General features: G+C 56.5%; 24 protein-coding genes. 14 read left to right on the top strand and 10 right to left on the bottom strand.

Annotated features, from left to right (window positions below):
- The first annotated feature begins 6 nt into the window (after positions 1 to 6).
- Positions 7 to 402, top strand: a complete 396-nt coding sequence (locus FOM92_RS13215) for a type II toxin-antitoxin system death-on-curing family toxin (RefSeq protein ID WP_143777304.1) — start codon at positions 7 to 9, stop codon at positions 400 to 402.
- Here FOM92_RS13215 and FOM92_RS13210 read toward each other — a convergent pair.
- Together FOM92_RS13210 and nhaA are read right to left on the bottom strand one after the other, a co-directional pair.
- The gene (locus FOM92_RS13210; RefSeq protein WP_143777303.1) at positions 399 to 1,712 is read right to left on the bottom strand and encodes a hypothetical protein; all 1,314 of its coding nucleotides are present in this window, start codon (positions 1,710 to 1,712) and stop codon (positions 399 to 401) included. The two genes, FOM92_RS13215 and FOM92_RS13210, sit on opposite strands and share 4 nt — an antisense overlap.
- Positions 1,709 to 2,929: a Na+/H+ antiporter NhaA gene (nhaA, locus tag FOM92_RS13205; RefSeq protein ID WP_143777302.1), complete on the bottom strand. Its 1,221-nt coding sequence runs from the start codon at positions 2,927 to 2,929 to the stop codon at positions 1,709 to 1,711. The genes FOM92_RS13210 and nhaA overlap by 4 nt, the downstream gene beginning before the upstream one ends.
- 162 nt (positions 2,930 to 3,091) lie before the next feature.
- Here nhaA and FOM92_RS13200 point away from each other — a divergent pair, with 162 nt between their 5' ends.
- From FOM92_RS13200 to FOM92_RS13165, 8 genes are all read left to right on the top strand, one after another.
- Positions 3,092 to 3,562 (top strand): response regulator transcription factor, encoded by a 471-nt coding sequence (locus tag FOM92_RS13200; RefSeq protein WP_143777301.1) that lies wholly within the window; start codon positions 3,092 to 3,094, stop codon positions 3,560 to 3,562.
- Positions 3,563 to 3,611: 49 nt separating this feature from the next.
- Positions 3,612 to 3,956, top strand: a complete 345-nt coding sequence (locus FOM92_RS13195) for a hypothetical protein (protein ID WP_143777300.1) — start codon at positions 3,612 to 3,614, stop codon at positions 3,954 to 3,956.
- Between the two features lie 26 nt (positions 3,957 to 3,982).
- Positions 3,983 to 4,438: a hypothetical protein gene (locus FOM92_RS13190; protein WP_143777299.1), complete on the top strand. Its 456-nt coding sequence runs from the start codon at positions 3,983 to 3,985 to the stop codon at positions 4,436 to 4,438.
- Positions 4,435 to 5,823 carry a glycosyl transferase family protein gene (locus tag FOM92_RS13185; protein WP_143777298.1) on the top strand — a complete coding sequence of 463 codons (1,389 nt, stop codon included), beginning with the start codon at positions 4,435 to 4,437 and terminating at the stop codon, positions 5,821 to 5,823. Before FOM92_RS13190 ends, FOM92_RS13185 begins: the two co-directional genes overlap by 4 nt.
- 64 nt (positions 5,824 to 5,887) lie before the next feature.
- On the top strand, positions 5,888 to 6,844 hold the full coding sequence (locus FOM92_RS13180) for a hypothetical protein (protein ID WP_143777297.1): 957 nt from the start codon (positions 5,888 to 5,890) through the stop codon (positions 6,842 to 6,844).
- Between the two features lie 51 nt (positions 6,845 to 6,895).
- Positions 6,896 to 7,810 carry a sulfite exporter TauE/SafE family protein gene (locus FOM92_RS13175; protein ID WP_143777296.1) on the top strand — a complete coding sequence of 305 codons (915 nt, stop codon included), beginning with the start codon at positions 6,896 to 6,898 and terminating at the stop codon, positions 7,808 to 7,810.
- Positions 7,807 to 8,571 carry a TIGR02186 family protein gene (locus FOM92_RS13170; RefSeq protein ID WP_143777295.1) on the top strand — a complete coding sequence of 255 codons (765 nt, stop codon included), beginning with the start codon at positions 7,807 to 7,809 and terminating at the stop codon, positions 8,569 to 8,571. The genes FOM92_RS13175 and FOM92_RS13170 overlap by 4 nt, the downstream gene beginning before the upstream one ends.
- Positions 8,572 to 8,676: 105 nt before the next feature.
- Positions 8,677 to 10,413: an ATP-binding protein gene (locus tag FOM92_RS13165; RefSeq protein WP_425473391.1), complete on the top strand. Its 1,737-nt coding sequence runs from the start codon at positions 8,677 to 8,679 to the stop codon at positions 10,411 to 10,413.
- Positions 10,414 to 10,615: 202 nt separating this feature from the next.
- Here the strand turns inward: FOM92_RS13165 and FOM92_RS13160 are convergent, their stop codons facing one another.
- The 5 genes from FOM92_RS13160 to FOM92_RS13140 all read right to left on the bottom strand — a co-directional run bounded on the left by FOM92_RS13160 (position 10,616) and on the right by FOM92_RS13140 (position 17,234).
- Positions 10,616 to 11,548 carry a right-handed parallel beta-helix repeat-containing protein gene (locus FOM92_RS13160; RefSeq protein ID WP_143777294.1) on the bottom strand — a complete coding sequence of 311 codons (933 nt, stop codon included), beginning with the start codon at positions 11,546 to 11,548 and terminating at the stop codon, positions 10,616 to 10,618.
- A gap of 90 nt (positions 11,549 to 11,638) precedes the next feature.
- Positions 11,639 to 14,257, bottom strand: coding sequence for a methionine synthase (metH, locus tag FOM92_RS13155; RefSeq protein ID WP_143777293.1), 2,619 nt, complete (start codon positions 14,255 to 14,257; stop codon positions 11,639 to 11,641).
- Positions 14,258 to 14,272: 15 nt separating this feature from the next.
- Positions 14,273 to 15,319, bottom strand: coding sequence for a homocysteine S-methyltransferase family protein (locus tag FOM92_RS13150; RefSeq protein WP_143777292.1), 1,047 nt, complete (start codon positions 15,317 to 15,319; stop codon positions 14,273 to 14,275).
- Positions 15,316 to 16,257: a methylenetetrahydrofolate reductase gene (gene metF, locus FOM92_RS13145; protein ID WP_143777291.1), complete on the bottom strand. Its 942-nt coding sequence runs from the start codon at positions 16,255 to 16,257 to the stop codon at positions 15,316 to 15,318. Before metF ends, FOM92_RS13150 begins: the two co-directional genes overlap by 4 nt.
- On the bottom strand, positions 16,254 to 17,234 hold the full coding sequence (locus FOM92_RS13140) for an ArsR/SmtB family transcription factor (RefSeq protein WP_211347407.1): 981 nt from the start codon (positions 17,232 to 17,234) through the stop codon (positions 16,254 to 16,256). The genes metF and FOM92_RS13140 overlap by 4 nt, the downstream gene beginning before the upstream one ends.
- A gap of 232 nt (positions 17,235 to 17,466) precedes the next feature.
- On the opposite strand from FOM92_RS13140, the gene FOM92_RS13135 reads away from it, so the two are divergent.
- Positions 17,467 to 17,766 (top strand): hypothetical protein, encoded by a 300-nt coding sequence (locus tag FOM92_RS13135; protein WP_143777290.1) that lies wholly within the window; start codon positions 17,467 to 17,469, stop codon positions 17,764 to 17,766.
- A 91-nt stretch (positions 17,767 to 17,857) separates the two neighbouring features.
- Complete coding sequence (locus FOM92_RS16010; protein WP_170226885.1) at positions 17,858 to 18,034, top strand: hypothetical protein; 177 nt, start codon at positions 17,858 to 17,860, stop codon at positions 18,032 to 18,034.
- A 64-nt stretch (positions 18,035 to 18,098) separates the two neighbouring features.
- Here the strand turns inward: FOM92_RS16010 and FOM92_RS13130 are convergent, their stop codons facing one another.
- A complete protein-coding gene (locus FOM92_RS13130) occupies positions 18,099 to 19,061 on the bottom strand; it encodes a serine hydrolase (RefSeq protein WP_281285612.1) in 963 nt (320 codons plus the stop codon).
- Positions 19,062 to 19,452: 391 nt separating this feature from the next.
- Between FOM92_RS13130 and FOM92_RS13125 the strand changes: the two genes are divergently transcribed.
- Positions 19,453 to 21,015, top strand: coding sequence for a helicase HerA-like domain-containing protein (locus tag FOM92_RS13125; RefSeq protein WP_143777288.1), 1,563 nt, complete (start codon positions 19,453 to 19,455; stop codon positions 21,013 to 21,015).
- Here the strand turns inward: FOM92_RS13125 and queF are convergent, their stop codons facing one another.
- A complete protein-coding gene (gene queF / locus FOM92_RS13120) occupies positions 21,016 to 21,474 on the bottom strand; it encodes a preQ(1) synthase (RefSeq protein WP_143777287.1) in 459 nt (152 codons plus the stop codon).
- 325 nt (positions 21,475 to 21,799) lie between these two features.
- Positions 21,800 to 21,961, bottom strand: a complete 162-nt coding sequence (locus FOM92_RS16005) for a hypothetical protein (protein ID WP_170226884.1) — start codon at positions 21,959 to 21,961, stop codon at positions 21,800 to 21,802.
- Positions 21,962 to 22,031: 70 nt separating this feature from the next.
- Here FOM92_RS16005 and FOM92_RS13115 point away from each other — a divergent pair, with 70 nt between their 5' ends.
- On the top strand, positions 22,032 to 22,727 hold the full coding sequence (locus FOM92_RS13115) for a hypothetical protein (RefSeq protein ID WP_143777286.1): 696 nt from the start codon (positions 22,032 to 22,034) through the stop codon (positions 22,725 to 22,727).
- Between the two features lie 45 nt (positions 22,728 to 22,772).
- Positions 22,773 to 24,296, top strand: a complete 1,524-nt coding sequence (locus FOM92_RS13110) for a cryptochrome/photolyase family protein (RefSeq protein WP_143777285.1) — start codon at positions 22,773 to 22,775, stop codon at positions 24,294 to 24,296.
- Positions 24,297 to 24,315 lie beyond the last annotated feature (19 nt).

Here is a 24,315-nt window from a genome sequence, read left to right as displayed (position 1 = left end):
GCAGACATGTCCATTGGCCTGAGGATAGAGCCGCAATGGCTCGACGCGCGGGACGCGCTTGCCATTCATGACCGGCAAATAGCCGAACATGGCGGGATCAGCGGAATTCGGGATTCGAACCTACTGGACTCAGCGCTTTCCAGACCACGCAACCAATGGGCTTATGGCGTTGAAGAGCCTGCTGCGCTGGCATCGGCCTACGCTTATGGTATCGCACGAAATCATCCTTTCGCAGATGGAAACAAACGAACTGCTTGGGTTTTGGCACGCTTGTTTCTCGCGCTTAATGGCCACAAGCTTGTGTTCGATGCCGCTCTTGCAACCCAGACAGTAATTGCCCTCGCCGCCAGCGAATTATCCGAAGAAGAGCTCACCGACTGGTTCCGTCTCCATCTCGCCTAGGGCAACAAGTCTGCCGGTTGGGTCGGTTCGCTCAGGATTTTTTCCATCCGGCGCCAGCGTGTTGCAGTATCCGGATTTCCCCGTTCGATATAGTTGCGGACAAGGTCTTTGCCCCAGCCATAGTTGATAACATAGCTGCGATAATGGTCGGTGAAGCCCACCGATTGTTCAGCCCGGGCCGGTGAGAGAAGCAGATATTTCTGGGTAAGGCCCAGGGCCTGGGTGCGATTAATTTCCCCATCCAGATACATTTTGGCGATCGTCAGCCGCGCCCCGGACAATGCCTCGGTCATTTGCTGCATCTTCCAAAAGGCTTCGGCCGTTCTGGGATCGAGCCCGGCAAGCGGATAAAGGACATCGCGTTCGAACGCCAACCGCTCCGGCCCCGGAAAAGCGAGGTCGATGCCATAATTGGCACTGCCTTCCGACAGAACGCTGGTCGGGCTGTAGAGGGGATTTACTTCATATTCGCGCCAGCCTTTACCCCGTGCCAGCCGTTCTTCGACCAGCAAGTTGAGCACATGATGGCCGGGATATCCTTCATGGCAGCCAAGGTCGACGGCGCGGCTGATGCGGATGGGCAGATCGGTATTGATCTGGATCAGGCTTTTGTAATTGCCCTTGTAATAATTGTAACCGGACCATGTTTTGCCGGTTACAAATTCCATGGTGAACGTCTCGCCTTTGGGCAGTGTGATATGTTGCTCGGTCCGGCGCTTGCATTCGGCAATCGCGGCGTCAAATACCGGCTGAAGCTTATCCTTTGGAATGATGTAACGGTCGTTAAACGCATCGACACGTGCCGCCAGCGTTCCTTCCCCCGGGATCAGCTTTTCGAGATCAGCCAAAAGCGCGTCATAATGCGTCAGGGGCTTCAGATCGGGAATGGTGGCAAATTGTCCTTTGGCCTCATCATTGAAGCGGAATTTCTTGCCCTGCAGCATTTGGAGGCGGGTCTCCGCAGCGACCAGCATTCCGCGCAGCGCCACGGCCCGGCGCCGGTCCGCATCCTTCCCGATTGACGGCAATGTCTGGTCGATTTTCGCAACCAAAGCGCGCGCATCGGCCAGCAAGGCATCCAGGCTCCTCGGATTCGCCTTTGCCGCATCCTGCAGGGTGCCCGGGCCATAATAGGCGTCGACATATTCCGCCTCATGCGTACCGGCTTCCAATGTCAGTTTGATATAGGAATCCGCAATCTCGCCTATGGCTGTACTGGTTGCCACCGGTGCCGACTGAGGTTGAGCGCCGTTTTGCGCACATGCCGGAATGACAAGCATGAGCGGCAACAACAGATGGCGATATTTCATTCGGATTCTCCGGATTTTCTGGAACTGGGGGAAGCAAAGCGTAAGAGGGCATAGCCACAGACGGCCGACAAAAGCGATCCCATCAACACGCCTATTTTGACGGCATCGCCCTGCGCGGGATCTGTGAAGGCAAGACCGCCGATAAACAGGCTCATGGTAAAACCAATGCCGCATAGCAAGGCGACGCCATAGACTTGCGTCCAGTTTGCGTCCTTGGGACGAATGGCGAGCCCCAGCTTTACCGTCAGCCAGACACTGCCAAATATGCCCAGTTGCTTGCCGAGAAACAGACCAAGGGCAATGCCCAGAGGCAAAGGTGCCAGAAGCGAGGCAAATGTCACATCAACGAGTGAAACGCCCGCATTGGCGAAACCGAATATCGGCACAATTGCAAAGGCGACCGGCTTTGCCAATGCATGTTCCAGGCGGTGCAACGCGGAATCTTCGGCATCAGGGGCCGCAAGCGTGCGCCGGAAAGGGATGGCAAAGGCGGCAAGTACGCCCGCAATCGTGGCATGCACACCGGACAACAGGGTCGCATACCATAAAAAGGACGCCAGGATCAGATAGGGCCACAGCGCGTTCACCCTGAACCGGTTCAGCGCCAGCATCACCAACCACAGAACCAGTGCGGCCAGAAGCGCCGTCAGGTTCAGCTCGGCTGTGTAGAACAGCGCGATGATTGCCACGGCACCCATATCGTCGACAATTGCCACCGTCGTCAAAAACAGTTTCAGCGATGCAGGTGCTCTGCTGCCCAGAAGGGCGAGCACGCCAATGGCAAAGGCGATATCGGTTGCCGCCGGTATTGCCCAGCCGCGCACAAGTTGCGGATCGCTTCCGGCAAAGCCGAGATAGATTGCGGCAGGAACGATCATTCCGGCGGCTGCGGAGATGACGGGCAAACGGCGGTCTGCCCATGTCGCCAGGTGCCCGTCGACAAATTCGCGTTTGATTTCCAAACCGACCAGCAGGAAGAAAATTGCCATCAACCCGTCGTTGATCCACAGATGGACTGTCATCGGACCCAATTTGGGTGTCAGCTCTGGACCGACCACAGCATGGATGAGATGGAAATAATCCGCCGCGAAAGCGGTGTTGGCAACAATCATCGCCAGCGCCGCGGCCGCCATCAGTAAAATGCCGCCGGCGGCTTCGCTGGCGAGAAATTCGCGTAAAGCGGAGCGTCCGCTGCTTCGTTGATCTGGCTGTGTCACCCTATAAGTCTATGCAATCCCCGCTCTTGCTTGGCAAGGCGATCAGCCCGCATCACGCAATTTCCTTGCTTTCCCGCTTTTACATAGTTTAGCTATGTTTAAACTTGTTCCGACAGCTAACCGAATGAAACATATCCATTTTTATACGATAGGTCCCGCAAGGTGACGCCCCCTTCCCCCGGCGATTTGACGGAAGGACAGAAACAATGTCTCCGCCTTGTGGGGCAACATCTGACGTCCAAGGAAATTGCCCGAAAACTGGACATATCCCATTTCACCGTCGACCAGCGGCTGGATTCGGCGCGGCGCAAGCTGAATGCGCAAAGCCGGAAAGATGCGGTCCGCATTTTCATGGCGATGGAACAGGAAAAGCTATCCGAGCCGCTCGTATACGAACCAGGCGTTATTGCTGCGGCAGGTGAATCCCATATTCACAACCGGCCGCCCGGGGGCTGGAAGGGGATGTTGGCCGTTGCGATGCGACGGATGACCGTTCCGCCTGTCGGGGGGAAACGGCATCATCTGCCGAAAAGGGAAATATTGGTCCAAACGCTTAACATCGCATTTTTCAGCTCCCTGCTGATTGCCATGGTGGTGATCATACTGACCGGAACACTCCGCCTGTTCCGATAGGGCGTCCCGACAATTGCTGCGATGGCGAGCATGAGATGGGAGAATGTTCATGGTGAAGTATGACGTCCGGTCTGCACAACAACTGGCCGCCGATATCCGGTCCGCCCATGGCGCGATCGATACCGCCCTTGCCGATCTGGCCGCGCTGACCTGTTCGGTGATCAATACCTGCCGGTCGTCGGACGCTGCACCGGCAGAGACGCAGGCGGCGATCGAGAAGATTACGGCTGGTCTTGTGAAAATGGTCGATGCACGAAACGGTTTTGTCTCCGCCCATCGCGAAATTGCCATCGCGCAAAGCCGAAGCAATCTGAAAGAAACCAATTTCGGCTGCGTGGGATCAGGTCCGCTGACATCGCCCGCCGGATTGCATGTGGTGGGCAGCCAGGCCTGAACGCCCGCATCCGGCTTTCACGGAACATGGACATTGTGCAGGCAACATTTCTGGGCGGCCTCTGTCTGTGTCTTGCCTATGCCGTGCGCTTTGGCGGTCGGACCGGTCGCGCAGGTGCCCTGATATTTGCGGGCGCAACGCTGTTGACGGCGTTGGGAACCCTGGTGAAGCCGGACTGGGCAGGTACATCCTATGCCGTATTTGCGGCCGATACGGCCTGCCTGTTTGCACTGGTCCTTCTGGCCTGCAACAGCAGCCGTTACTGGCCGATCTGGGCAACCGGATTCCAGATCGTCGCCGTCGCAACCCATATTGCGACCCTGTGGATTCCGGACGTCGTTCCGGCAGCTTATCAGGCGCTGCTGTCTTTCTGGAGCATACCTATTCTGGGCGTTATGGTGGCGGGCACATGGCTTGACCTGCAACAGGCGCATGGCGCCACCCCACAAGCCGGGTCCAAGGAAAGGGGCGAGGGGTTGTGACGCCGCTTCTCGACGGGTTGCAGGTTGCGCAGCATGAACTGCTGCTGTTCAGCGCCTTCTGGTTTCTGGTGGGCGCGCTTGATGACCTGTGTATCGACCTGCTGTGGTTTGCGCACCGGTGCTGGTCATGGATCAAGGGATCGGACACAAAAAACGCCGGCGCGGTACCGGAGGATGACGACGGGTCGCTGCTAGCCGTGTTCATTCCGGCATGGGCCGAACAGGCTGTGATCGGCGCCATGTTGCGGCATTGCCTGTCCGCCTGGGCAGACAGTCCCCGCCGCTTTCGCATTTATGTGGGCTATTATCCCAACGACTGCGATTCCGCCGCGCGAATAGGGGAGGTTGCGCACATGGCGCATCAGATCCGAACCGTGATGCTGCCGCATGAAGGGCCGACAACCAAGGCCGACTGCCTGAACCATCTGTGGGACGCGCTGCTGGCCGATGAAAGGGTCGACGGATTCACGACAAGGGCCATTATCCTGCACGACGCAGAAGACGCGGTGCACTCGGGCGAACTCGACCTGTTCCATCGCCTGATCCCGCACTATGCGGCCGTGCAATTGCCCGTCATCCCGGTACGGGCGCCGGGATCACGCTGGGTCAGCGGCCATTATTGTGACGAATTTGCCGAATCCCATGGCAAGACGCTGATCGTGCGGCAGGCCCTTGGCGCGCATCTCCCCCTTGCAGGCGTTGGCTGTGCGATTGACCGGCGCATGCTGGAACGCATCGCGCAACGGGCCCATGGCCTGCCTTTTGATCCAAGCAGCCTGACCGAAGATTACGAACTGGGGATGACAATCGGCCGTTTGGGCGGACGGACGGTCATGGCCCGTGAACGCGGACCCGACGGACAGTTGATCGGGACACGTTCCTGCTTTCCGGCGACCTTGTCGACATCGGTGCGGCAGAAAACGCGCTGGCTTACCGGCATCGCCTTTGCCGGATGGGACCGGCTTGGCTGGCAGGGCGGGCTGGCCCAGAAATGGATGCTGCTGCACGACCGGCGCTCGATCTTCGCCGCCGTCGTCATGCTGTCGGCTTATCTCGCAATGGCGGTAACGGGTTTCTTCACCCTGCTTGGCAAGGGGCATTTATACGAGCCGGCACCGATCCCGGCTTCGCTGTCATCGCTGCTGATCCTGAATTCGCTGTTCCTATTCTGGCGGCTGGCTGTCCGGGCCGCCTTTGTGGCGTCGGTCTATGGTCTTGGCGAGGCCGCGCTTTCGGTCCCGCGAAGTCTGGTGGGCAATATGATCGCCATCCTGTCGGCCCGCAAAGCCGGGTTTGGCTATCTGCGCCATTGTCTGGGCGCGCCGCTCTTCTGGGACAAGACCGAGCATCTGGTCGTTCCTGTCCCCCGGCATCCGCGTTCCTGATATGCGCGGCCGGCAGTTCGAGTTTCTGGCCGTTCTGGCCGGGTTGTGGTGCGCAGGAAGGATCATGATGACCGTCCCCATTTCGGAGGCGCAGGATCATGTCGCGGCAAAAACCGTCACTACTCCGCCCCTGCCCGCGCCGCCTCCCCATGTTGAAACGGTGCATATATCCAAAATCCGGGCGAGGCTGGATGCACCATCGAGAAAGCAGCACTTGGCCGCCACGAACATCTCGCCGCACTGGCCGATGGAAACAGGCATGACGCCCCCGTCGGAGACAAGGACGCTCCCCCAATCACCCGCCCCGCTGCAAGTACCGCCGGAAAGTTTCGTCGCCGGTGCGCCCTCCCCGCATGCCATCCCATCGCATCGCAGCCCCGTCCATTTTTATGGCTATAACTTCGTCCGCAAATCTTCCGCCTCGGGTCTGACCGCGCCCGGCGGGCAATATGGGGGTAGCCAGAGCGGATTTATTGTCACCTGGGATATCCTTCCCCCGCGGCGTGGGCAGGAGCGGCCCCGCCTTGCCCTTCTGGCACGCGGGGCGATCGCACATGGGGACACATCGGACCGTGAATTTGCCGCAGGGGTCCGATGGCACCCCCTGCCCCGCCTGCCCTTGTCCCTATCCGTCGAGCGCCGGTTCCGGCCTGAACGTCCCGATGCCAACGCCGCTTATGTGGCAGGGGGCACCACGCTGGCCTTGCCGCGCGCATTCCGGCTGGATGGCTATGCGCAAGCAGGGTTCGTCTCGGGCCCATCGGCCGGACCCTTTTTCGATATGTCGATGCTGGCAGACCGCAAAATTACCGGGGTCGCAGGCGGAACGGTACGGGCGGGCGCGGGACTTTGGGGTGGCGGCCAGAGCGGGACATTCCGGATCGATATCGGCCCGGCGGTGCGCACCGACATCGCCGTTGCCAAAGCCCGTCTGCGCCTCAGCGCCGATTGGCGCATCCGCGTTGCAGGCGAAGCGGCACCGGCAAGCGGACCCGCCATGACATTGTCCACCAGTTTCTGACCCGCGGACTTTATCCCCGGTCCAAAACGGGTTAGGGTCCCCCAATCGCAAATGGATATCTATCTTCCCATCGCCAATTTGTCCGTCAATGCCCTTGTCATCATCCTGCTGGGTGGTGGGGTCGGCATGCTGTCGGGAATGTTCGGCGTTGGCGGCGGGTTTTTGACCACGCCCTTGCTGATTTTCTACGGCATCCCACCCACGGTCGCGGCGGCATCCGCATCCACCCAGGTCACCGGAGCAAGTGTTTCGGGCGTCTTTGCACATATGAAACGCGGTGGTGTCGATTTCCAGATGGGCGCGGTGCTGGTGGTCGGCGGCATGTTCGGAACAGCCGCAGGGGCGGCAATTTTCGAAGTTCTGGAGGCCGTGGGACAGATCGATACTGTCATCAATATCCTGTATGTCGTCATGCTCGGCAGCATCGGCGGCCTGATGGCAAAAGAAAGTCTGGGCAGTGTATTGGCGGTGCGTTCCGGCAAGCCCCGCCCTGCGGCCAAACGCCGCCACCATCCGCTGGTCGCCAGCCTGCCGATGCGCTGGCGCTTTTACCGTTCGGGTCTGTATATCTCGCCTCTCGCCCCGCTGATTCTGGGTTTCGTGACCGGCATCATGACGATGCTGCTCGGCGTGGGCGGCGGATTCATCATGGTACCGGCGATGCTCTATCTGCTGGGCATGGGTGCACAGGTGGTGGTCGGCACATCGCTGTTCCAGATATTGTTCGTCACCATGGCATCAACGATGATGCACAGCCTGACCACCAAGGCGGTGGATATTGTTCTGGCCGTCTTTCTGCTGATCGGAAGCGTCACAGGCGCGCAGATCGGCGCGCGTCTGGCGCAAAGGATGCGGCCCGATTATCTGCGGCTGTTTCTGGCAACGATCGTGCTGCTTGTGGCGCTGCGTATGGCGCTGGGCCTCGGCTGGCGTCCGGATGAGATTTATACGGTGCAAGCGCTATGAAATGGCTGGTCGCACTGGCGTTGATGTTCCTGCCCGTGTCGCTGTCGGCGCAGGCGGTGCCCAAATTGGTTCCCGATGTGTCGCAGCGGCAGATCAACATCCAGTCCGGCTTTACCGGCGCCGAATTGCTGTTGTTCGGTGCGATCATCTACCCGCGCGGCGTCGCCCCCGAAGGCCAGATTGATGTCGCGGTCGTGTTGCGTGGACCCGCCCGGCCGATCACCTTGCGCGAAAAGCAGAAAATCGCCGGCATCTGGATCAATGCGGACAGCAGCGATTTCCGGTCGGTTCCGGTCTATTATGCCATCGCCTCATCCCGCCCGCTGCGCGACATTGTCGATAGCAAAACGGCTGCAATCTACGAACTCGGTCTCGATAAACTGCAACTTTCGCCCAGCGGCGAGGTGGATGCAAAAGAGCAACGCCGTTTCAGCAATGGCCTTGTCGATCTGAAACAGCGCAATGGCCTGTTCCGGCAGGAAGCCGGCTCGGTCGAGATCACCGATCAGGTGCTCTACCGCGCCCGCCTCGAAATTCCGTCCAGCGTTCCTGTCGGCACCTATGTCGCCGAAACACTGCTGATCCGGAACGGGCGCGTTATCGTCGCCGATGACAAAGTCGAGGTGCGGGTACGTAAAACCGGCTTTGAACAGCTTGTGAGCATTCTGGCACAGGACTATTCGCTGTTTTACGGGACCATGGCGGTACTGGTATCGCTGCTGCTGGGCTGGTTTGCAGGATATATCTTCCAGCGCTTCTGATGCGCTGCCTTTCGCCGGAATCCGCGACAGAAGCGGAGCCGGATAGTAAATATATCTTTACTTTCTGACCCTATGGTCGGCCCGATCATAAAGGGCATCTCGACCATGGATATAAGCGGAAATCACCAGTTTTCTTCGGCGCAACCCCTGGATAACGGCGGCATGTCGACGACGCAGGCGGGTCCTGTCGCAATGGCGCCCGCCGCGCGCGAGGCCGCTACGCACGTCCCGACCAGCGGTCCGGTGCTGCACCATATCGGCTTTGTTATGGAAATTGCAGGCTCCAGTTCGCAGGTAACGCTGGATTCCGGCGTCCTGAGCGAATTGATGACGCATAGCGATCCCAGCATTGCTATGGCGGGACAGGTGGGCAGCCAGATCAAGATCCGCGTCGGCAGCACCTGGCTATTGGCCAGCATCCGCACCCAGAAACTGCATGAACGCGAACAGGGCGTCATCATGGCCGCTGTGGACTTTCTGGGCGAGGGCGATGAAGAAAAACTGACCGGGAAAATCTATAATTTCCGCCGTGGTGTGACCCGCTATCCCGTTCCGGGCAGCGAGGTATATGCCGTCTCCAGTTCCGACATGAAGCAGGTTTATGCCGCCGATGCCCGTGCGCATGTCGAAATCGGCACTGTTTTCCCGACCAAGGACATCCGCGGTGCGCTCTATGTCGATGCGATGCTCGGCAAGCATTTCGCGCTTCTGGGGTCGACCGGTACCGGTAAGTCGACCAGCGCAGCCCTGATCCTGCACAAGATCTGCGATATCGCGCCCGAAGGCCATATCGTCATGATCGACCCGCACGGCGAATATTCCGCCGCGTTCAAGGGCAATGGTGCGCTGTTCGACGTCAACAATCTGGCCATGCCCTATTGGATGATGAACTTTGCCGAACATTGCGAGGTTTTCGTAACATCCTCCGGCGACGACCGGCAGATCGACAGCGACATTCTGGCCCGCTGCCTGTTGCAGGCGCGCGCCAAAAACCGGATTGCCGAAAGCATTGGCAAGCTGACCGTCGATGCCCCGATCCCTTATCTGCTGTCGGATCTTACCAACATCATCCAGACCGAAATGGGCAAGCTGGACAAGGCGACAAACAGCGCCCCGTTCATGCGCCTGAAGGGCAAGATCGAGGAACTGAAAGCCGATCCGCGCTATAACTTCATGTTCTCCGGCATGCTGGTCGGCGACACCATGGCCGATTTTGTCGGAAAGATTTTCCGTCTGCCATCGGGCGGTAAACCGATTTCCATCATCGACGTGTCGGGCGTTCCGTCGGACATTACCTCCACCGTGGTCGCCGTTCTGTCGCGCCTAGTATTTGACTATGCCATCTGGTCACGCAACGAACCGCAGCGTCCGATCCTGCTCGTCTGCGAAGAAGCCCACCGTTACATTCCCTCCGACCGCGTATCCAAAGCCAGCGCGGTGCGCTCGATTCTGGAACGTATCGCCAAGGAAGGCCGTAAATATGGCGTATCGCTTGGCCTGATTACGCAACGTCCGTCCGACTTGGCCGAAGGTGTGCTGTCGCAGTGCGGCACGATCATATCGATGCGCCTCAACAACGACCGCGACCAGGCGTTCGTCCGCGCCGCAATGCCCGAAGGTGCGCGCGGATTCCTCGATTCCATCCCCGCGCTGCGCAACCGCGAATGCATCATCTGCGGCGAAGGTGTCAGCATTCCGATCCGCGTTGCCCTCGACAATCTTGAGGAAGAAAAGCGCCCGGCATCGGAAGACCCGCTGTTCAGCCAGTTGTGGCAGGAAACAGGTGGCGAAAGCGAGATACTGGAACGCGTGGTCCGAAGGTGGCGCGCACAGGGCCGGTAAGAAAACGGCCCGGTGCATATACGCAACGCGCATGGCCCGGCTTGCAATGTAGGATAAGATTTCGCAGCAAGACTGCGTCCGCCGATGGGCAGGACGCGGCTCTTTGAACTGTTGATTATCTTTACGAACCAGTCCGATTGCCCGTTAATTTAAAGCAACAAAGGATACAGTTTTGCAACCCGTTTGCGTATCTTTTGTATCCTTAGCGGCGCTCGAACGGTTTCAGACCGCGTCCCAGCCGGTTCCCGCCCAGAGCGATGCGGTCGCCTGACCAGTCGGCGAGAAAGATTGTTTGCCGGTCGACGCCGGGGGCAATGCTCGCTTCATTGGCGTTGATAGCAAGGCCAGCGCTTGTTTGCTGCCGCCCTTCGGGTGCGACGGTGATGAAGGCGCTGTAATTTTCCTTGCTGGCCCCTTGCACGAAAATATTGCGGACAATGCTGCCGGTCGCCCCGTTTGGCAGATCGATCATGTAATTGGTTTCTTTGCCGCGCGTATCGTCAAAGGCATTGTCGGAAATCGTCACCCGCGCGGCGCGGCTTTTGACATAATGCCCGCCATTGCCCCGTTCAAAACGGCTGCTGGTCACTGTCAGCGAACCATAGCCGCCAATGTAGATGCTGTGCGCGCAGCTCAGCCCCCGGTCGCAACGCCCCAGTCCCGAAAAAGTCGACTGGTCAATGCGTATGGAGGCCGAACGGTCCTCAGCGGTCAATATGCCCTGCTCGCTGTTGCGGAAGATGGCGCGGGTGACCGTCAGGTCCCCTTTTTCGAGACGGATACCGGCCCCATTCGCATCGGGAACTCGCATATTCTGGAAAATGATGCCGTCGACGGATGCGCCCTGTCCGCGCAGCACAAGGGCAGCTTTGCTTTCGCAGGTAACGCCATCGAATACCACTTGCCCCGGAATTGCCGCACGGAATGCGACGACTCCTTCTGTCTGCACCGCGCATTGCCGGTATGTACCCGGCGCCACGATGATCGTGCCCTCATCATCCCCGATCGAGTCGACCGCCTTTTGCAAAGTCGGATAGGAACGGCCGGTGGCCGCATTCTGGAATGGCGCCGAAGGCTGTGCCATAACGGGCACCGCGCAAAGCAGGCTGATGAGCAGGAGCTGGGTTTTTTGCATAGCCCCTCTGTCATATCCGAGAGCGCATCCCGGAACCAGACGATTAACCAAGGCGAGCGGGCGCCGTCCCCCAGAGGGACAGCGCCGCCTTTAGTTGTTGAGGTTAGGCCGCAACCAGCGTGTCGCCGTTTCCAGATCCACACCGCGGCGCGTGGCATATTCGGTCACCTGATCTTCGCCGATGCGGGCAACGCCGAAATATTCGGCCTGCGGATGGCCAAAATAGAAACCGCTGACGGCTGCTGTCGGTAACATCGCAAAGCTTTCGGTCAGCGTGATGCCCGTCTTGTGGGTTGCATCGAGCAGGTTGAACAATATGGGCTTCAGGCTATGATCGGGACAGGCCGGATAACCTGGCGCCGGTCGGATGCCGCGATATTCCTCCCGGATCAGCGCCTCGTTGGTCAATTGCTCGTCCGGCGCATAGCCCCACAATATTTTGCGGACATGCTGGTGCATCCGCTCGGCAAATGCCTCTGCCAAACGGTCGGCCAGCGCCTTCAGCATGATGTCGGAATAATCGTCGATATGCGCCTTGAATTCCGCAAGCTTGGTGCCGATGCCATGGCCTGTGGTAACCGCGAAACCGCCGATCCAGTCGCCATCCGGGCTGATGAAGTCGGCAAGACACATATTGGCCTTGCCCTCCCGCTTGGCAATTTGCTGCCGCAGGAACGGCAGGCGGACATGCTCTTCGGTGTTTTCGCAATAGACAACGACATCGTCGCCATCGCGCCAGCAGGGCCAAAGCCCGGCGACACCTTTGGCCCGCAACCATTTTTCATTGATGATGCGATCCAGCATGGCTTGCGCATCCTTGAACAGGTTGGTGGCGCTTTCGCCGACCACCTCGTCGGTCAAAATGGACGGATAGGTGCCGTGCAATTCCCACGCCCGGAAAAAGGGGGTCCAGTCGATATAGTCGCGCAGATCGGCCAGATCCCAGTCATCAAAGACATGGACGCCGGGCTGTTGCGGCGGGGCGGGCTTCAGGCTTTCGTCAATTTCGAACCCATTGGCGCGTGCTTCGTCCAGTGTGGCCAGGGGCTTGGCGGTCTTGCCCGCACGCGCGTCGCGGATATGGGCATATTCCGCCCGCGTCTCCGCGACGAACTTTTCCGCCATGGTATCGCTGACCAGGGTTCCCGCAACGCCCACCGCGCGGGAGGCATCGAGCACGTGGATCACCGGCCCTTCATAGACCGGCTCAATCCGCAGCGCGGTGTGCGTCTTGGATGTCGTCGCTCCGCCGATCATCAGCGGCATCGTCATGCCGGCTTTCTGCATTTCCTCGGCAACGGTTACCATCTCGTCCAGCGACGGCGTGATCAGGCCGGAAAGGCCGATCATGTCGGCGTCATTTTCCACCGCGGCTTTCAGGATTTCGGACCAGGGCACCATGACGCCCAGGTCGACAATTTCGAAGCCGTTGCACTGCAAGACGACGCCGACGATATTCTTGCCGATATCATGGACGTCCCCCTTTACGGTCGCCATGATGATCTTGCCCTTGCCCTTGGAATTCTCGTCCTTCTCCGCTTCGATAAAGGGGAAAAGATGGGCCACGGCCTTTTTCATGACCCGCGCAGATTTCACGACCTGCGGCAGGAACATCTTGCCGGAACCGAACAGATCGCCGACCACGTTCATGCCATCCATCAGCGGACCTTCAATGACCTCGATAGGGCGTCCGCCGGCTTGCTTGATCGCAAGGCGTGCTTCTTCGGTATCATCGACAATATGGGCATCAATCCCTTTGACCAGGGCATGCTCAAGCCGCTTCGTCACCGGCCAGCCACGCCATTCGGCCTCCGCCTTTTCCTGCGCGACATCGGTGCCCCGGTATTTTTCAGCCAGAGCGATCAGCCTTTCCGTCGCGTCGGGATCGCGGTTCAGTATGACATCCTCGCATGCAACACGCAGTTCGGGGTCAATATCGTCATAAATATCAAGCTGGCCGGCATTCACGATCGCCATGTCGAGGCCAGCCGGAATGGCGTGGTACAGGAAGATCGAATGCATCGCCCGGCGGACCGGTTCATTGCCACGGAAGGAAAAGGATAGGTTGGAAAGACCCCCGGAATAATGGGCATGGGGACACAAGACGCGGAGCTCTCTGACGGCTTCGATAAAATCGACTCCGTAGTTGTTATGCTCTTCTATACCGGTCGCGACTGCGAAGATATTGGGGTCAAAAATAATGTCTTCCGGCGGGAAGTTGATGCCGACCAGAAGGTCATAGGCGCGTTTGCAGATTTCAACCTTGCGCTCTTTGGTATCTGCCTGCCCTTTTTCATCAAAGGCCATAACGACAACCGCAGCGCCATAGGCCATGCATAAGCGCGCATGCTGCAGAAACTGCTCCTCGCCTTCTTTCATCGAGATCGAATTGACGATGGGCTTGCCGGACACGCATTTCAGGCCTGCTTCAATCACGCTCCATTTCGAACTGTCGATCATTAGCGGCACGCGCGCAATATCGGGTTCGGCCGCGATCCGCTTGATAAAAGTCGTCATCGCTTCATGCGCGTCGAGAAGACCTTCATCCATGTTGATGTCGATAATCTGCGCGCCATTTTCGACCTGGTCGCGCGCCACCTCTACGGCGGCCTCATAATCGCCAGCGAGGATCAGTTTCTTGAACTTGGCGCTGCCAGTGACGTTGGTGCGTTCGCCGATATTGACGAACCTAGATGAAGACGGGGTCATGTTCTCTTTTCTTGTTCAGGCGGCCATGGTGAATGGTTCGAGGCCGGCCAAGCGGGTTAAAACCGGCGACTGTGGTATCTGCCTTGGAGCGCGATCTTCGACCGCTTTGGCAATAGCTGCAATATGCGCAGGCGTTGTACCGCAGCAGCCGCCAACAACATTGACCAGACCGTCGTCGAGCCACGCTTCAATAAGGGTGGCTGTCTGGGCAGGCAGTTCGTCATACTGGCCAAGCTCGTTTGGCAATCCGGCATTAGGATAGGCCATGATCAACGCATCGGCCTGCTTCGCCAAAGCTGCCAGATGGGGACGTAAAAGATCGGCGCCGAACGAGCAGTTCAATCCGATTGTCAGTGGCTTGACGTGCCGGATGGCAGCCCAGAATGCTTCCACGGTATGGCCCGACAGATTCCGGCCAGCCATGTCGGTGATTGTCATCGAAATCATCAGGGGAACATCCCGGCCCGACGCATCGGCAGCTTCCTGCGCCGCCATTGCCGCACATTTTGCATTCAGCGTGTCGAAAATTGTCTCGATCAGCAGGAAATCTACACAGCCTTCGATCAAAGCGTCGCACTGTTCACGATAAACCGCCTTTAAATAGTCGAAATCAATCTCCCGAAATCCCGGGTCATTGACATCGGGTGAAAGGGACAATGTCTTGTTCGTTGGTCCTATCGACCCCGCAACGAAACGCCGTTTGCCATCGCGCGCTTCAAACTCATCACAGCAGGCCCGGGCCAGCTTTGCCGATTCGAAGTTGAGTTCCCGGACCAGATGTTCGCAACCATAATCGGCCATGCTGATTTGCGTCGCACTGAATGTGTTGGTTTCGATCATGTCGGCACCAGCGTCCAGATAGGCGCTATGGATCGCCCGGACGATATCGGGGCGAGTTATAGACAGAAGATCGTTATTGCCCTTCTGATCCTGCGTCAGTTCCAGATCCCCACGGTAGTCCGCTTCGCTCAGTCTGTATCCCTGAATGGCGGTTCCATAACCGCCGTCAAAAACAAGTATCTGTTTTTCCGCCCGTTGACGGAATGCTTCGCGCGCACTCATGCTGCTTTCTCCTGCGCTGAAGACACCGGCCGTTTTCCCAGCAGGTGACAGATCGCGTAAGATAGTTCTGCACGATTGAGTGTGTAAAAATGGAAATCACGAACTCCGCCTGCATATAGACGGCGGCACATTTCTGCGGCGACCGTCGCTGCGACCAACTGGCGGGCGGGCGGATGATCATCGAGCCCCTCAAACAGATGCGCCATCCAAGCGGGAATTGCAGTACCCGTCATATTGGACATCCGCGTTATCGCAGCAAAATTGGATACGGGCATAATTCCGGGCACGATTTCGGCATTGATACCCGCAGCCGCAACGGCGTCGCGAAAGCGAAAAAATGTTTCCGGCTCGAAGAAGAACTGGGTGATAGCGCGGCTGGCACCCGCATCCAGTTTACGCTTCAAAAAGTCAATGTCGGTCGCGGCCGAAGCGGCTTCTGGATGGGTTTCGGGATAAGCACTTACCGAGATTTCGAAGGGATGGATTTTTTGAAGCCCTTCGACAAGCTCCGCAGCACTGGCATAGCCATCCGGATGCGGCGTGAATTTGCCGTCCGCCGTCGGAGAATCGCCACGCAATGCTACAATATGACGCACTCCGGCTTCCCAATATGCGTGCGCCACTTCAGCGATTTCGTCTTTGGTTGCCTCCACACACGTCAAATGTGCAGCGGCGGGAATGCTTGTTTCGCGGGCAATACGCGCAACAGTGCTATGGGTGCGTTCCCGTGTCGAACCGCCAGCGCCGTATGTGACCGAAACAAAACGCGGCGCAAGAGGAGCCAAAGTGATTACCGAATCCCAAAGTTGCTCCTCCATTTTTTCCGTTTTCGGCGGAAAAAATTCGAAACTGATCTCGCAATCACCGGGCAGACCCGCAAATAAAGGTTCCGCAAGCGCACGGCTGGCTTCCTGCATCTGCGCAAGGGGGAAAATCATGCAACTATCCTTAATTTGCTATTCTGTGTGGTTTCTGCTTGCGCCTGCTTTTGGCCCATCCAGACTTTAACTGCGAGTGCACCACCATCCAAAGCGAGTTGGTGCGCTAGATGCACATTGCTCGCCTGGAAAGCCTTAACGATCAAATCATCCGCGAATCCCAGCCGCGCATGCGCATGAACAGTGCGCAGTTCTTCCCGATCGTGAGCAGCAAAGTCGACGATGATAAGTCGACCTTTGGGCGCAAGGACCCGGCATGCTTCAGCTATTACGCCTTCAGGGTGCTGGGCATAATGCAAGACCTGATGAAAAATGATGGTATCAAACGTCGAATCGTTGAACGGCAATGCATTGAAGTCGCCGAGCATGAAATCAACATTTGCTGCGACGCCGCTATCCAGATTGCCTAATTTTGCACGAGCAATTCTTAACATCTCGGTGCTGTTGTCTAGCGCTACAAAAGATTTGGCATCGCTGGCGAACAGTTCCATCATGCGACCTGTACCGGTGCCTACATCGAGGACTCGACCGATTGGCGCAGTCGAAAGTATTCCTTGAATGGCATCTTCAACTTGCGATTCCGCAACATGTAACGAACGAAGAGAATCCCATTCTTCGGCATGTGCCGAAAAATAAGCAGCAGCCATTGCCGTGCGCGCGGCCCTCACTTCTTCAAGTTTCAGCAAATCCCGCTGAAAGGACTTTGCCTGAGTGATATCAACGTCAGCGAATAACGGAGAAAGCCTTCCGTCGGATAAAACATTGCCAGGCCGCATGAACACCCAACTGCCCTCTTTTCGGCGCTCCAATATTCCCGCTTCGTCCAAAATACGGATATGGCGGGATACACGGGGCTGACTTTGACCCAGAATCTGTACCAGTTCTCCGACCGAAAGCTCCAGACGAAGTATCAAAAACACGATTCGCAGTCGCGTTGGGTCCGCAAGAGCACGCATTATGTTGAGTAAATCGATCACAAGAGGGTCATATAAAGAAATCTTTATATGCTGTCAATTGGCTCAAATTCGCCATGTTTTCTACCTTAAAGGTAGAGTTTACCCCAAATATAACCGTGCTCGCCGCACAAGTCGCAAAAACCCGATTGCCATGAAAAATTGAAGCGGCTAGAGGAGCAAACCGCAGTCATATTTGCATTCGTGCATTGTGCCTGTCAGGTTTTCAATAAGTTTTGCTAGGGGGTTTTCCCAAATGAAGAAAATTGCTGTATCTCTCGTTCTCGCCGCTTCGCTCGGCCTGGCTGCATGCTCGGGCGCTGAAGAAGCAACCACCGAAGCTGCTGACGCAACTGCAGAAGCAACCACCGAAACCGCTGACGCTGCTGTAGAAGGCGCTGACGCTGCTGCAACCGACGCTGCTGCTGCAACCGCTGAAACCGCCGACAAGGCTGGTGAAATGGCTGACGCTGCTGGCGAAGCTGCAGACAAGGCTGGTGAAGCCGCTGCTAAGGCTGGTGAAGCTGCAGACGCTGCTAAGGAAGCTGCGAAGTAATATCGCACTTTCAGCGTAAGCTGATCTAAAAAAGGCCGTCCTGATCTCAGGGCGGCCTTTTGTTTTGGGGAAATGCCGATAGAGTTTCGAAATGCAAAAGCGAACCTCGACCCTATTCTTGTTTCTGTACTTAGCAGGTGGATGTGACGCCGAACCTAATGTCACAGAAGTTGGCGGCGTATCTGCGGACGACGCCCGCACTCTCGACGGTGCCGCAGAGAAACTCGACAACGAAGACGACATGACCGACACGCAGCACCCTGGTTAGGCTACCAATACAACCTCGGAATCATGAGCGTACCAATCGCATACTAGGGCTTAAATCACGATAACTACCGCTGGTGGTATGTCGCTACGGATCGAGAAACAAATTGCATGAACGCCATGCGCTCTGGAATAGAGGACGTGGTACTGCCCATCATGACAACCACAGCATAACGTGTGCCATCGGGCGCTGTCATTATACCAATATCATTATAGCCGGTCGAAACAGGTGAAAGTATCTGACCAGTGCCCGTTTTATGCAGAAACCGCCAACCGGCAGGCACACCCGCCTTTAACCGGTTTGGACCACTACTTGTCCGCGACATGATGTCGAGCAGTAAGCGGGTGGAAGCTGCAGACAGAAGTTCCCCCTTTGCTAGTTTTGCCAGAGCCCTGACAATTGCTTCGGGTGATGCACCGTCGACGGGATCTGCCAAATAGCGGTCGAGCGCAGCCTTTCGGGCAGGAAGAGGAATTGCGTCCCGCGCAACATAAAAGCGCCGCCCTATAGCGTATTCTTGCTTCCATTCCAGACCGGCAATGCCACTCTGCAATGCTCTTTCACCGGGACCGAAACGGATGGCGCCCAACCTTTTTTTTGCGATAAAAGCCCGCACTGCTTGAGGTCCGCCTGCCGTTCGCAGCAAGGAATCATTGGCTGTGTTGTCGCTCGCGGTGATCGCCTGCTCAAGCAGGCTCAATACCGATTCCTCAATCTGTCCGTTGGCAATCACCCGCTCACGGATTGGTTGGTGAAAAACCGCTAAGTCATCGATGGTAATGCGCACTTTCTGGTCAAGCTTCAGCTTACCTTGATCGACCTGATCCAAGACAGTCATTGCGACCCATGCCTTCGATACGCTTTGTTGCGGAAACAATTCATCCAACCTTCGACCTATAACCCAGTCACCGCCATCGATGCGCATTACTGCAACGCCGGTTTTACCAGGAAATAGGCGCCATTGTTCGTGGAGCAGATTTTCTAGACCATCAGGTGGACGTCCTACAGAGGGCCGTGCAACCTCAGGCATGGCAGGTCGCGGCCCGGGGGCAGGCGTCGGTGCGGTTGACGGGCGCGATACCTGCGTCGGGGGTTTAGGTGCAGGTAAAATGGGAGCGTCTGGCGCAACACAGGCGGACACAAGAGAAAGCAGGCATACTGATGCCGCAATTCTACCGCCCAGCTTGTAACCGAATCGAGTGCGTTGTGACGAGTTAGAGACCATGAACCACCGTTAGTGCGCAAATCCGATGCACGATATGTTGCTTGATTATATTTGCGACGAATGATTCTGTGTCATCGACGAAAAGCGGATGACATCTTTTGGTCGCGCAATTTCGGTCCATTGCAGGATTTACTTGACGTTCCAATCCGTCCGTAGTTGTCCTGTCACCCTAATTCAAGGTGATGGGTAGGTATTTATGGACAGCATCTTCATCGGTAAAAGTGCAAACGGTCCCGAGGCTTTGAACTTGAAAAGAGCCAACCGTCACGGTTTGATAGCCGGGGCCACAGGCACTGGAAAGACCGTCACCTTGCAAGGTTTGGTGGAAGGATTCTCCGCAGCCGGCGTGCCTAGCTTTGTGGCCGACGTAAAAGGAGATCTTTCCGGCCTCGCAATGGCAGGCTCGCCACAAACGAAAACGCATGAAATCTTCGCAGGTCGCGCAGCCGAGATTGGACAAACCGACTGGGCCTACAAAGATAATCCTACGCAATTCTGGGATCTTTTCGGCGAACAGGGGCACCCTATTCGTACAACTGTTTCTGAAATGGGCCCCCTACTTCTGGCGCGCCTCATGGACCTTAACGAAGTCCAGGAAGGCGTTTTGACTATTGCATTTCACGTCGCCGACAAAGACGGCCTGTTGATGCTCGATTTGGACGACCTGCAAGCCATGTTAGTGCATTGCGGCGAGCGCGCAGAAGAATTGACGCTTGAATATGGCAACATATCCAAACAGTCGGTTGGTAGCATCCAAAGATCACTTTTGCAGCTTCGCAGCCAGGGAGGAGAACATTTCTTCGGCGAACCGGCGCTTGACCTGTTGGATTTCATCAAAACCGACGATAGCGGGCGCGGGGTCGTCAACATCCTTGCCGCCGACAAGCTCATGGCCAGCCCAAAACTTTACTCGACCTTCCTGCTGTGGCTGCTTTCTGAACTGTTCGAAAATTTCCCGGAAGTGGGCGACGCCGACAAACCCAAATTGGTTTTCTTCTTTGATGAGGCGCATCTTCTATTCAATGATGCACCGAAGGCCTTGTTAGAAAAAATCGAACAGGTTGTCAGGCTGATCCGGTCTAAGGGAATTGGCGTCTATTTCATCACGCAGAATCCCATCGATATTCCTGACACTGTGGCCGCACAGTTGAACAATCGGATCCAGCATAAGCTAAATGCCTTTACGCCGCGTGACCAGCAGGCTGTGAAGTCTGCAGCCGAGACCTTTCGGCCCAATCCGGATATCGACGTTGCACAGGTCATTACCGAGCTAAAAATCGGTGAAGCGCTGGTGTCCTTGCTGCAACCCGATGGCTCTCCGTCCATTGTACAGCGAACATTAATCAAGGCACCTGCCAGCCGCGTTGGTCCTTTGACACCTCAAGAGCGCGGCATCATGATCCAGACCGATGCTATCGGCGATAAATATGATGATTTGATCGACAGAGAATCAGCTGAAGAAATCCTCGTCGCCAAAGCGGCACAAGCCTCGGCGGCTGCCGAAGAAGCGAAAGCTCAGGCTGTCGCTGAGAAAGAAGCCGCCCTTGCTGCCAAAGAGAAAGCCAAGGCAGATGCTGCCGCGGCAAAGGAACTCGCGCGTCAGCAAGCCGCAGCGGCGCGCGAAGCCGCCAAGCCCAGTATGGCTGAAAAAATGGTGCAATCTGCGGCCAGATCGGCAGCAACCTCTGTTGGCCGTCAGTTGGCAGGGTCGTTGGGAAAATCGCTGGTGCGTGGAATACTAGGCAGCCTGTTTAAATAATCAGCCACGTCCGCGATAAGGTGCGACACCCTGGTCGGGCATCCACAATCCCTTAGGAGGCTCGCCCGACTGCCAGAAAACGTCAATTGGAATACCACCCCGGGGGTACCAGTATCCACCGATGCGCAACCAATGTGGCTTCATTTCCTCAAACAGCCTTTGACCGATACCCACGGTGCAATCCTCATGAAAGGCCGCGTGATTTCGAAAAGATCCGAGAAACAGCTTAAGTGATTTTGATTCCACGATTGTCTGGTCTGGCGCATAATCGATCACAAGATGAGCGAAATCCGGCTGTCCCGTGACAGGGCATAACGACGTGAATTCCGGCACAGCAAAGCGAGCCATATACAGCATTCCCGGTCGCGGATTGGGAACATAGTCCAGCTTAGCATTTTCCGGCGATGATGGCATGGTGCTTTGTTGGCCAAGAAAGGCGGTTTTAGGCTGTTCGGTCATAACCAGCGCATTTATCCGTTTCGCCGCAGGATGCAAACAGCTCGTTGGAAAGCACAGCGTTATTCATCCTTCATTCAGTGCCAGAAAGTGTTTGAACCTTTTCACGTCGGGTCTTGAAAGTCATTCAGATGGCGCGGTTTGCGCAAACTACTTCAATTTTGTTTCTGCTGGCCGCCCCGCTGCATGCGCAGGATGCGCTACCGCAAACACCACCGGAATTGCGTGATTTCCGCATTGAACCAGAACGTACGCAACCCGAACCGACTGCTGGACCCGAAATCCGCCCTACCATAACAGCGCCTCCTGTCACTGAGCCCACCGAACCTCAACGGAGCACAGCGGCACCGTCCGATCGCCCAACCCAGTCGCCCGATGCCACACCGAACCGGAGATCAACGGCCTCGGCCCCATCCGAACGCCAAACATCTTCATCTACAAGTGCGACACCTGCTTTGATACCGCCCATTGGCAGCACTATAACTGACACGCCTCAAACTGAGCCCAACTCTGACATCAGTGCACCACCGTTTGCGCAAGATGAGCGAAGCAACTCTCCTTTGCCAGTAGCCAATGAATGGGCGTCAATCGCACTCGCCTTATCGGCCCTGCTTGCTATGCTTTTTGCCGGCTGGTTCATCTGGCGCCGAAAGCACAATGAAGATGGACGAATTGAAGACAGCTTACCCATTATCGACGTTCCGGACACGGGTACGGCACCAGTTCATCATGCCGTCAACATACATAGAACGCAGGCCGAGCAAATACGACCTCACGTAAAACTGGAATTCCGGCCCGAGCGCGCGACATTGAGCTTTACTGCCCTTACGGTCAAAGGGACGCTTGTGATCGAGAATGTGGGCAAGGAAGCGGCAACTGTTATGCTTTTGCGCGCGACTATGATTTCCGCACACCACGACCAGGCCGCCACAATCGACGCCTTTTTTAATCGATCGATTGCTATCGAGGATAATATGATAGGCGATGCAAAAGCGGGCGAAAAAATCGCATTGGAACTGGAGATATCAATCCCATCGCAGGAGTTGCTAAGCTACACAGTGGCAGAGCGCCAGATTATCGTTCCGATTGTAGTGGCAGAGCTTACCTATCGTTGGACAGCCGGTAAGGATTCTACCCGCCTTGCTTGTTTAGTCGGTCGTGAAGCACAACCTCCGCAAGGGAAAATGGGACCTCTGCGGGTTGATCTGGGACCGCGTAGCTTCGGTCAACTGGGCCAGCGCTCAATCCATGCCTAAAAGCCTGTATCGCGCTTAGTGGACGTGCGAGGTTATGGATTCTTAATGACCATATTAGTTCCCGTTTTCGGCGATCAGCTAAGCCTCAACATTTCATCGCTTCGGGGACAGGACAAGCGCCGGAGTGTTGTTCTGTTGGTCGAAGTTCATCAAGAGGCGCTGTACGTAAAGCATCACAAAGCCAAGCTAGTCTATATTTTTTCGGCAATGCGACACCATGCCGAGCTTTTGCGTTCGGAAGGCTGGGATGTAGACTATGTCACCCTTGATGATCCGGAAAACTCAGGCAGTTTCACTGGCGAACTGGCTCGCGCAATAGAGCGCCATTCGCCACACCAAATCTGCGCTACAGAAGCGGGTGAATGGCGTGTGAAGGAAATGCTCGTTAGTTGGCAGGATCGCTTCGATGTGCCCGTTACACTGAGGTCGGATGATCGTTTTCTTGCCTCTCATAGCGAGTTTGAAGCGTGGGCCAAAGGTCGCAAGCAGCTGAGGATGGAGTTTTTCTATCGCGATATGCGCCGTAAGTCCGGCCTGCTCATGGATGGAAACGAGCCGGTCGGCGGGCAATGGAACTTTGATATCGAGAACCGCAAACGTGCAAATCGGGATAATACAATCCCTCGCCCGCTCCACTTCCCGCCTGACAAAATCACGCGCGAAGTAATGGAACTGGTCGAGACATATTTTGGCGATCATATTGGGAGTACCAAGTCGTTTGGCTTTGCTGTGACCCGTGGCGATGCCCTTAACCAGCAGGCACATTTCCTGAACCATGCCTTGGCCCACTTCGGGGATTACCAGGATGCAATGCTGTCGGATGAGCCCTTTCTGTGGCACTCCATCTTATCGCCCTATATCAACTCCGGGCTGATCGACCCGATTGAACTCTGCAAGCAAGTGGAGCGGTGCTACCGAAACGGGAATGTCCCCATAAACGCCGCAGAGGGTTTCATACGGCAGATCATCGGTTGGCGCGAATATGTGCGCGGAATCTATTGGATGGCCGGTCCCGATTATGTACGGCGCAATGAACTAGGTGCGACAAGATCACTTCCCGATTTTTACTGGACCGGGCAGACGGACATGCACTGCCTGTCCCAAGCCATCGGACAGACGCTTGAGCATGCCTACGCGCATCATATTCAGCGACTGATGATTACAGGCAATTTTGCGCTTCTAATTGGCGCGAATCCGCAAGAAGTCCACGAGTGGTATCTTGCCGTTTACGCCGATGCCTATGAGTGGGTAGAATTGCCAAACACTTTGGGAATGAGCCAATTTGCCGATGGCGGCATGTTGGCATCTAAGCCCTATGCAGCAAGTGGCGCCTATATCAATCGGATGTCCGATTATTGTCGCGCGTGCCGATATGAGGTCAAATCGAAAACCGGTCCGGACGCATGTCCCTTCAACGCCTTGTATTGGGACTTTATTGGCCGGAATGAAGAGAAACTGCGGAGTAACCCGCGAATGGCCATGCCGTATAAAAACTGGGACCGTATGAGTCCGGAAGACCAATCAGCGTTGCGGCGGCAGGCGAGGAAGTTTGTGGAAACACTTGGCTAGATTAGAAAACCGCCTTATC

The sequence above is a fragment of the Sphingorhabdus contaminans genome (genome assembly GCF_007280415.1).
Taxonomy (GTDB): domain Bacteria; phylum Pseudomonadota; class Alphaproteobacteria; order Sphingomonadales; family Sphingomonadaceae; genus Sphingorhabdus_B; species Sphingorhabdus_B contaminans.
The sequence above is the reverse complement of the archived record's forward strand: the minus strand, read 5'-3'. Positions and strand labels throughout refer to the sequence as shown.

Coding starts and splice junctions, on each gene's coding strand:
- FOM92_RS13215 (WP_143777304.1), top strand. CDS start 7: ATGTCCATTGGCCTGAGGATAGAGCCGCAATGGCTCGACGCGCGGGAC.
- FOM92_RS13210 (WP_143777303.1), bottom strand. CDS start 1,712: ATGAAATATCGCCATCTGTTGTTGCCGCTCATGCTTGTCATTCCGGCA.
- FOM92_RS13195 (WP_143777300.1), top strand. CDS start 3,612: ATGGTGAAGTATGACGTCCGGTCTGCACAACAACTGGCCGCCGATATC.
- FOM92_RS13190 (WP_143777299.1), top strand. CDS start 3,983: ATGGACATTGTGCAGGCAACATTTCTGGGCGGCCTCTGTCTGTGTCTT.
- FOM92_RS13180 (WP_143777297.1), top strand. CDS start 5,888: ATGATGACCGTCCCCATTTCGGAGGCGCAGGATCATGTCGCGGCAAAA.
- FOM92_RS13175 (WP_143777296.1), top strand. CDS start 6,896: ATGGATATCTATCTTCCCATCGCCAATTTGTCCGTCAATGCCCTTGTC.
- FOM92_RS13170 (WP_143777295.1), top strand. CDS start 7,807: ATGAAATGGCTGGTCGCACTGGCGTTGATGTTCCTGCCCGTGTCGCTG.
- FOM92_RS13165 (WP_425473391.1), top strand. CDS start 8,677: ATGGATATAAGCGGAAATCACCAGTTTTCTTCGGCGCAACCCCTGGAT.
- FOM92_RS13160 (WP_143777294.1), bottom strand. CDS start 11,548: ATGCAAAAAACCCAGCTCCTGCTCATCAGCCTGCTTTGCGCGGTGCCC.
- metH (WP_143777293.1), bottom strand. CDS start 14,257: ATGACCCCGTCTTCATCTAGGTTCGTCAATATCGGCGAACGCACCAAC.
- FOM92_RS13150 (WP_143777292.1), bottom strand. CDS start 15,319: ATGAGTGCGCGCGAAGCATTCCGTCAACGGGCGGAAAAACAGATACTT.
- metF (WP_143777291.1), bottom strand. CDS start 16,257: ATGATTTTCCCCCTTGCGCAGATGCAGGAAGCCAGCCGTGCGCTTGCG.
- FOM92_RS13135 (WP_143777290.1), top strand. CDS start 17,467: ATGAAGAAAATTGCTGTATCTCTCGTTCTCGCCGCTTCGCTCGGCCTG.
- FOM92_RS16010 (WP_170226885.1), top strand. CDS start 17,858: ATGCAAAAGCGAACCTCGACCCTATTCTTGTTTCTGTACTTAGCAGGT.
- FOM92_RS13130 (WP_281285612.1), bottom strand. CDS start 19,061: ATGCCTGAGGTTGCACGGCCCTCTGTAGGACGTCCACCTGATGGTCTA.
- FOM92_RS13125 (WP_143777288.1), top strand. CDS start 19,453: ATGGACAGCATCTTCATCGGTAAAAGTGCAAACGGTCCCGAGGCTTTG.
- queF (WP_143777287.1), bottom strand. CDS start 21,474: ATGACCGAACAGCCTAAAACCGCCTTTCTTGGCCAACAAAGCACCATG.
- FOM92_RS13110 (WP_143777285.1), top strand. CDS start 22,773: ATGACCATATTAGTTCCCGTTTTCGGCGATCAGCTAAGCCTCAACATT.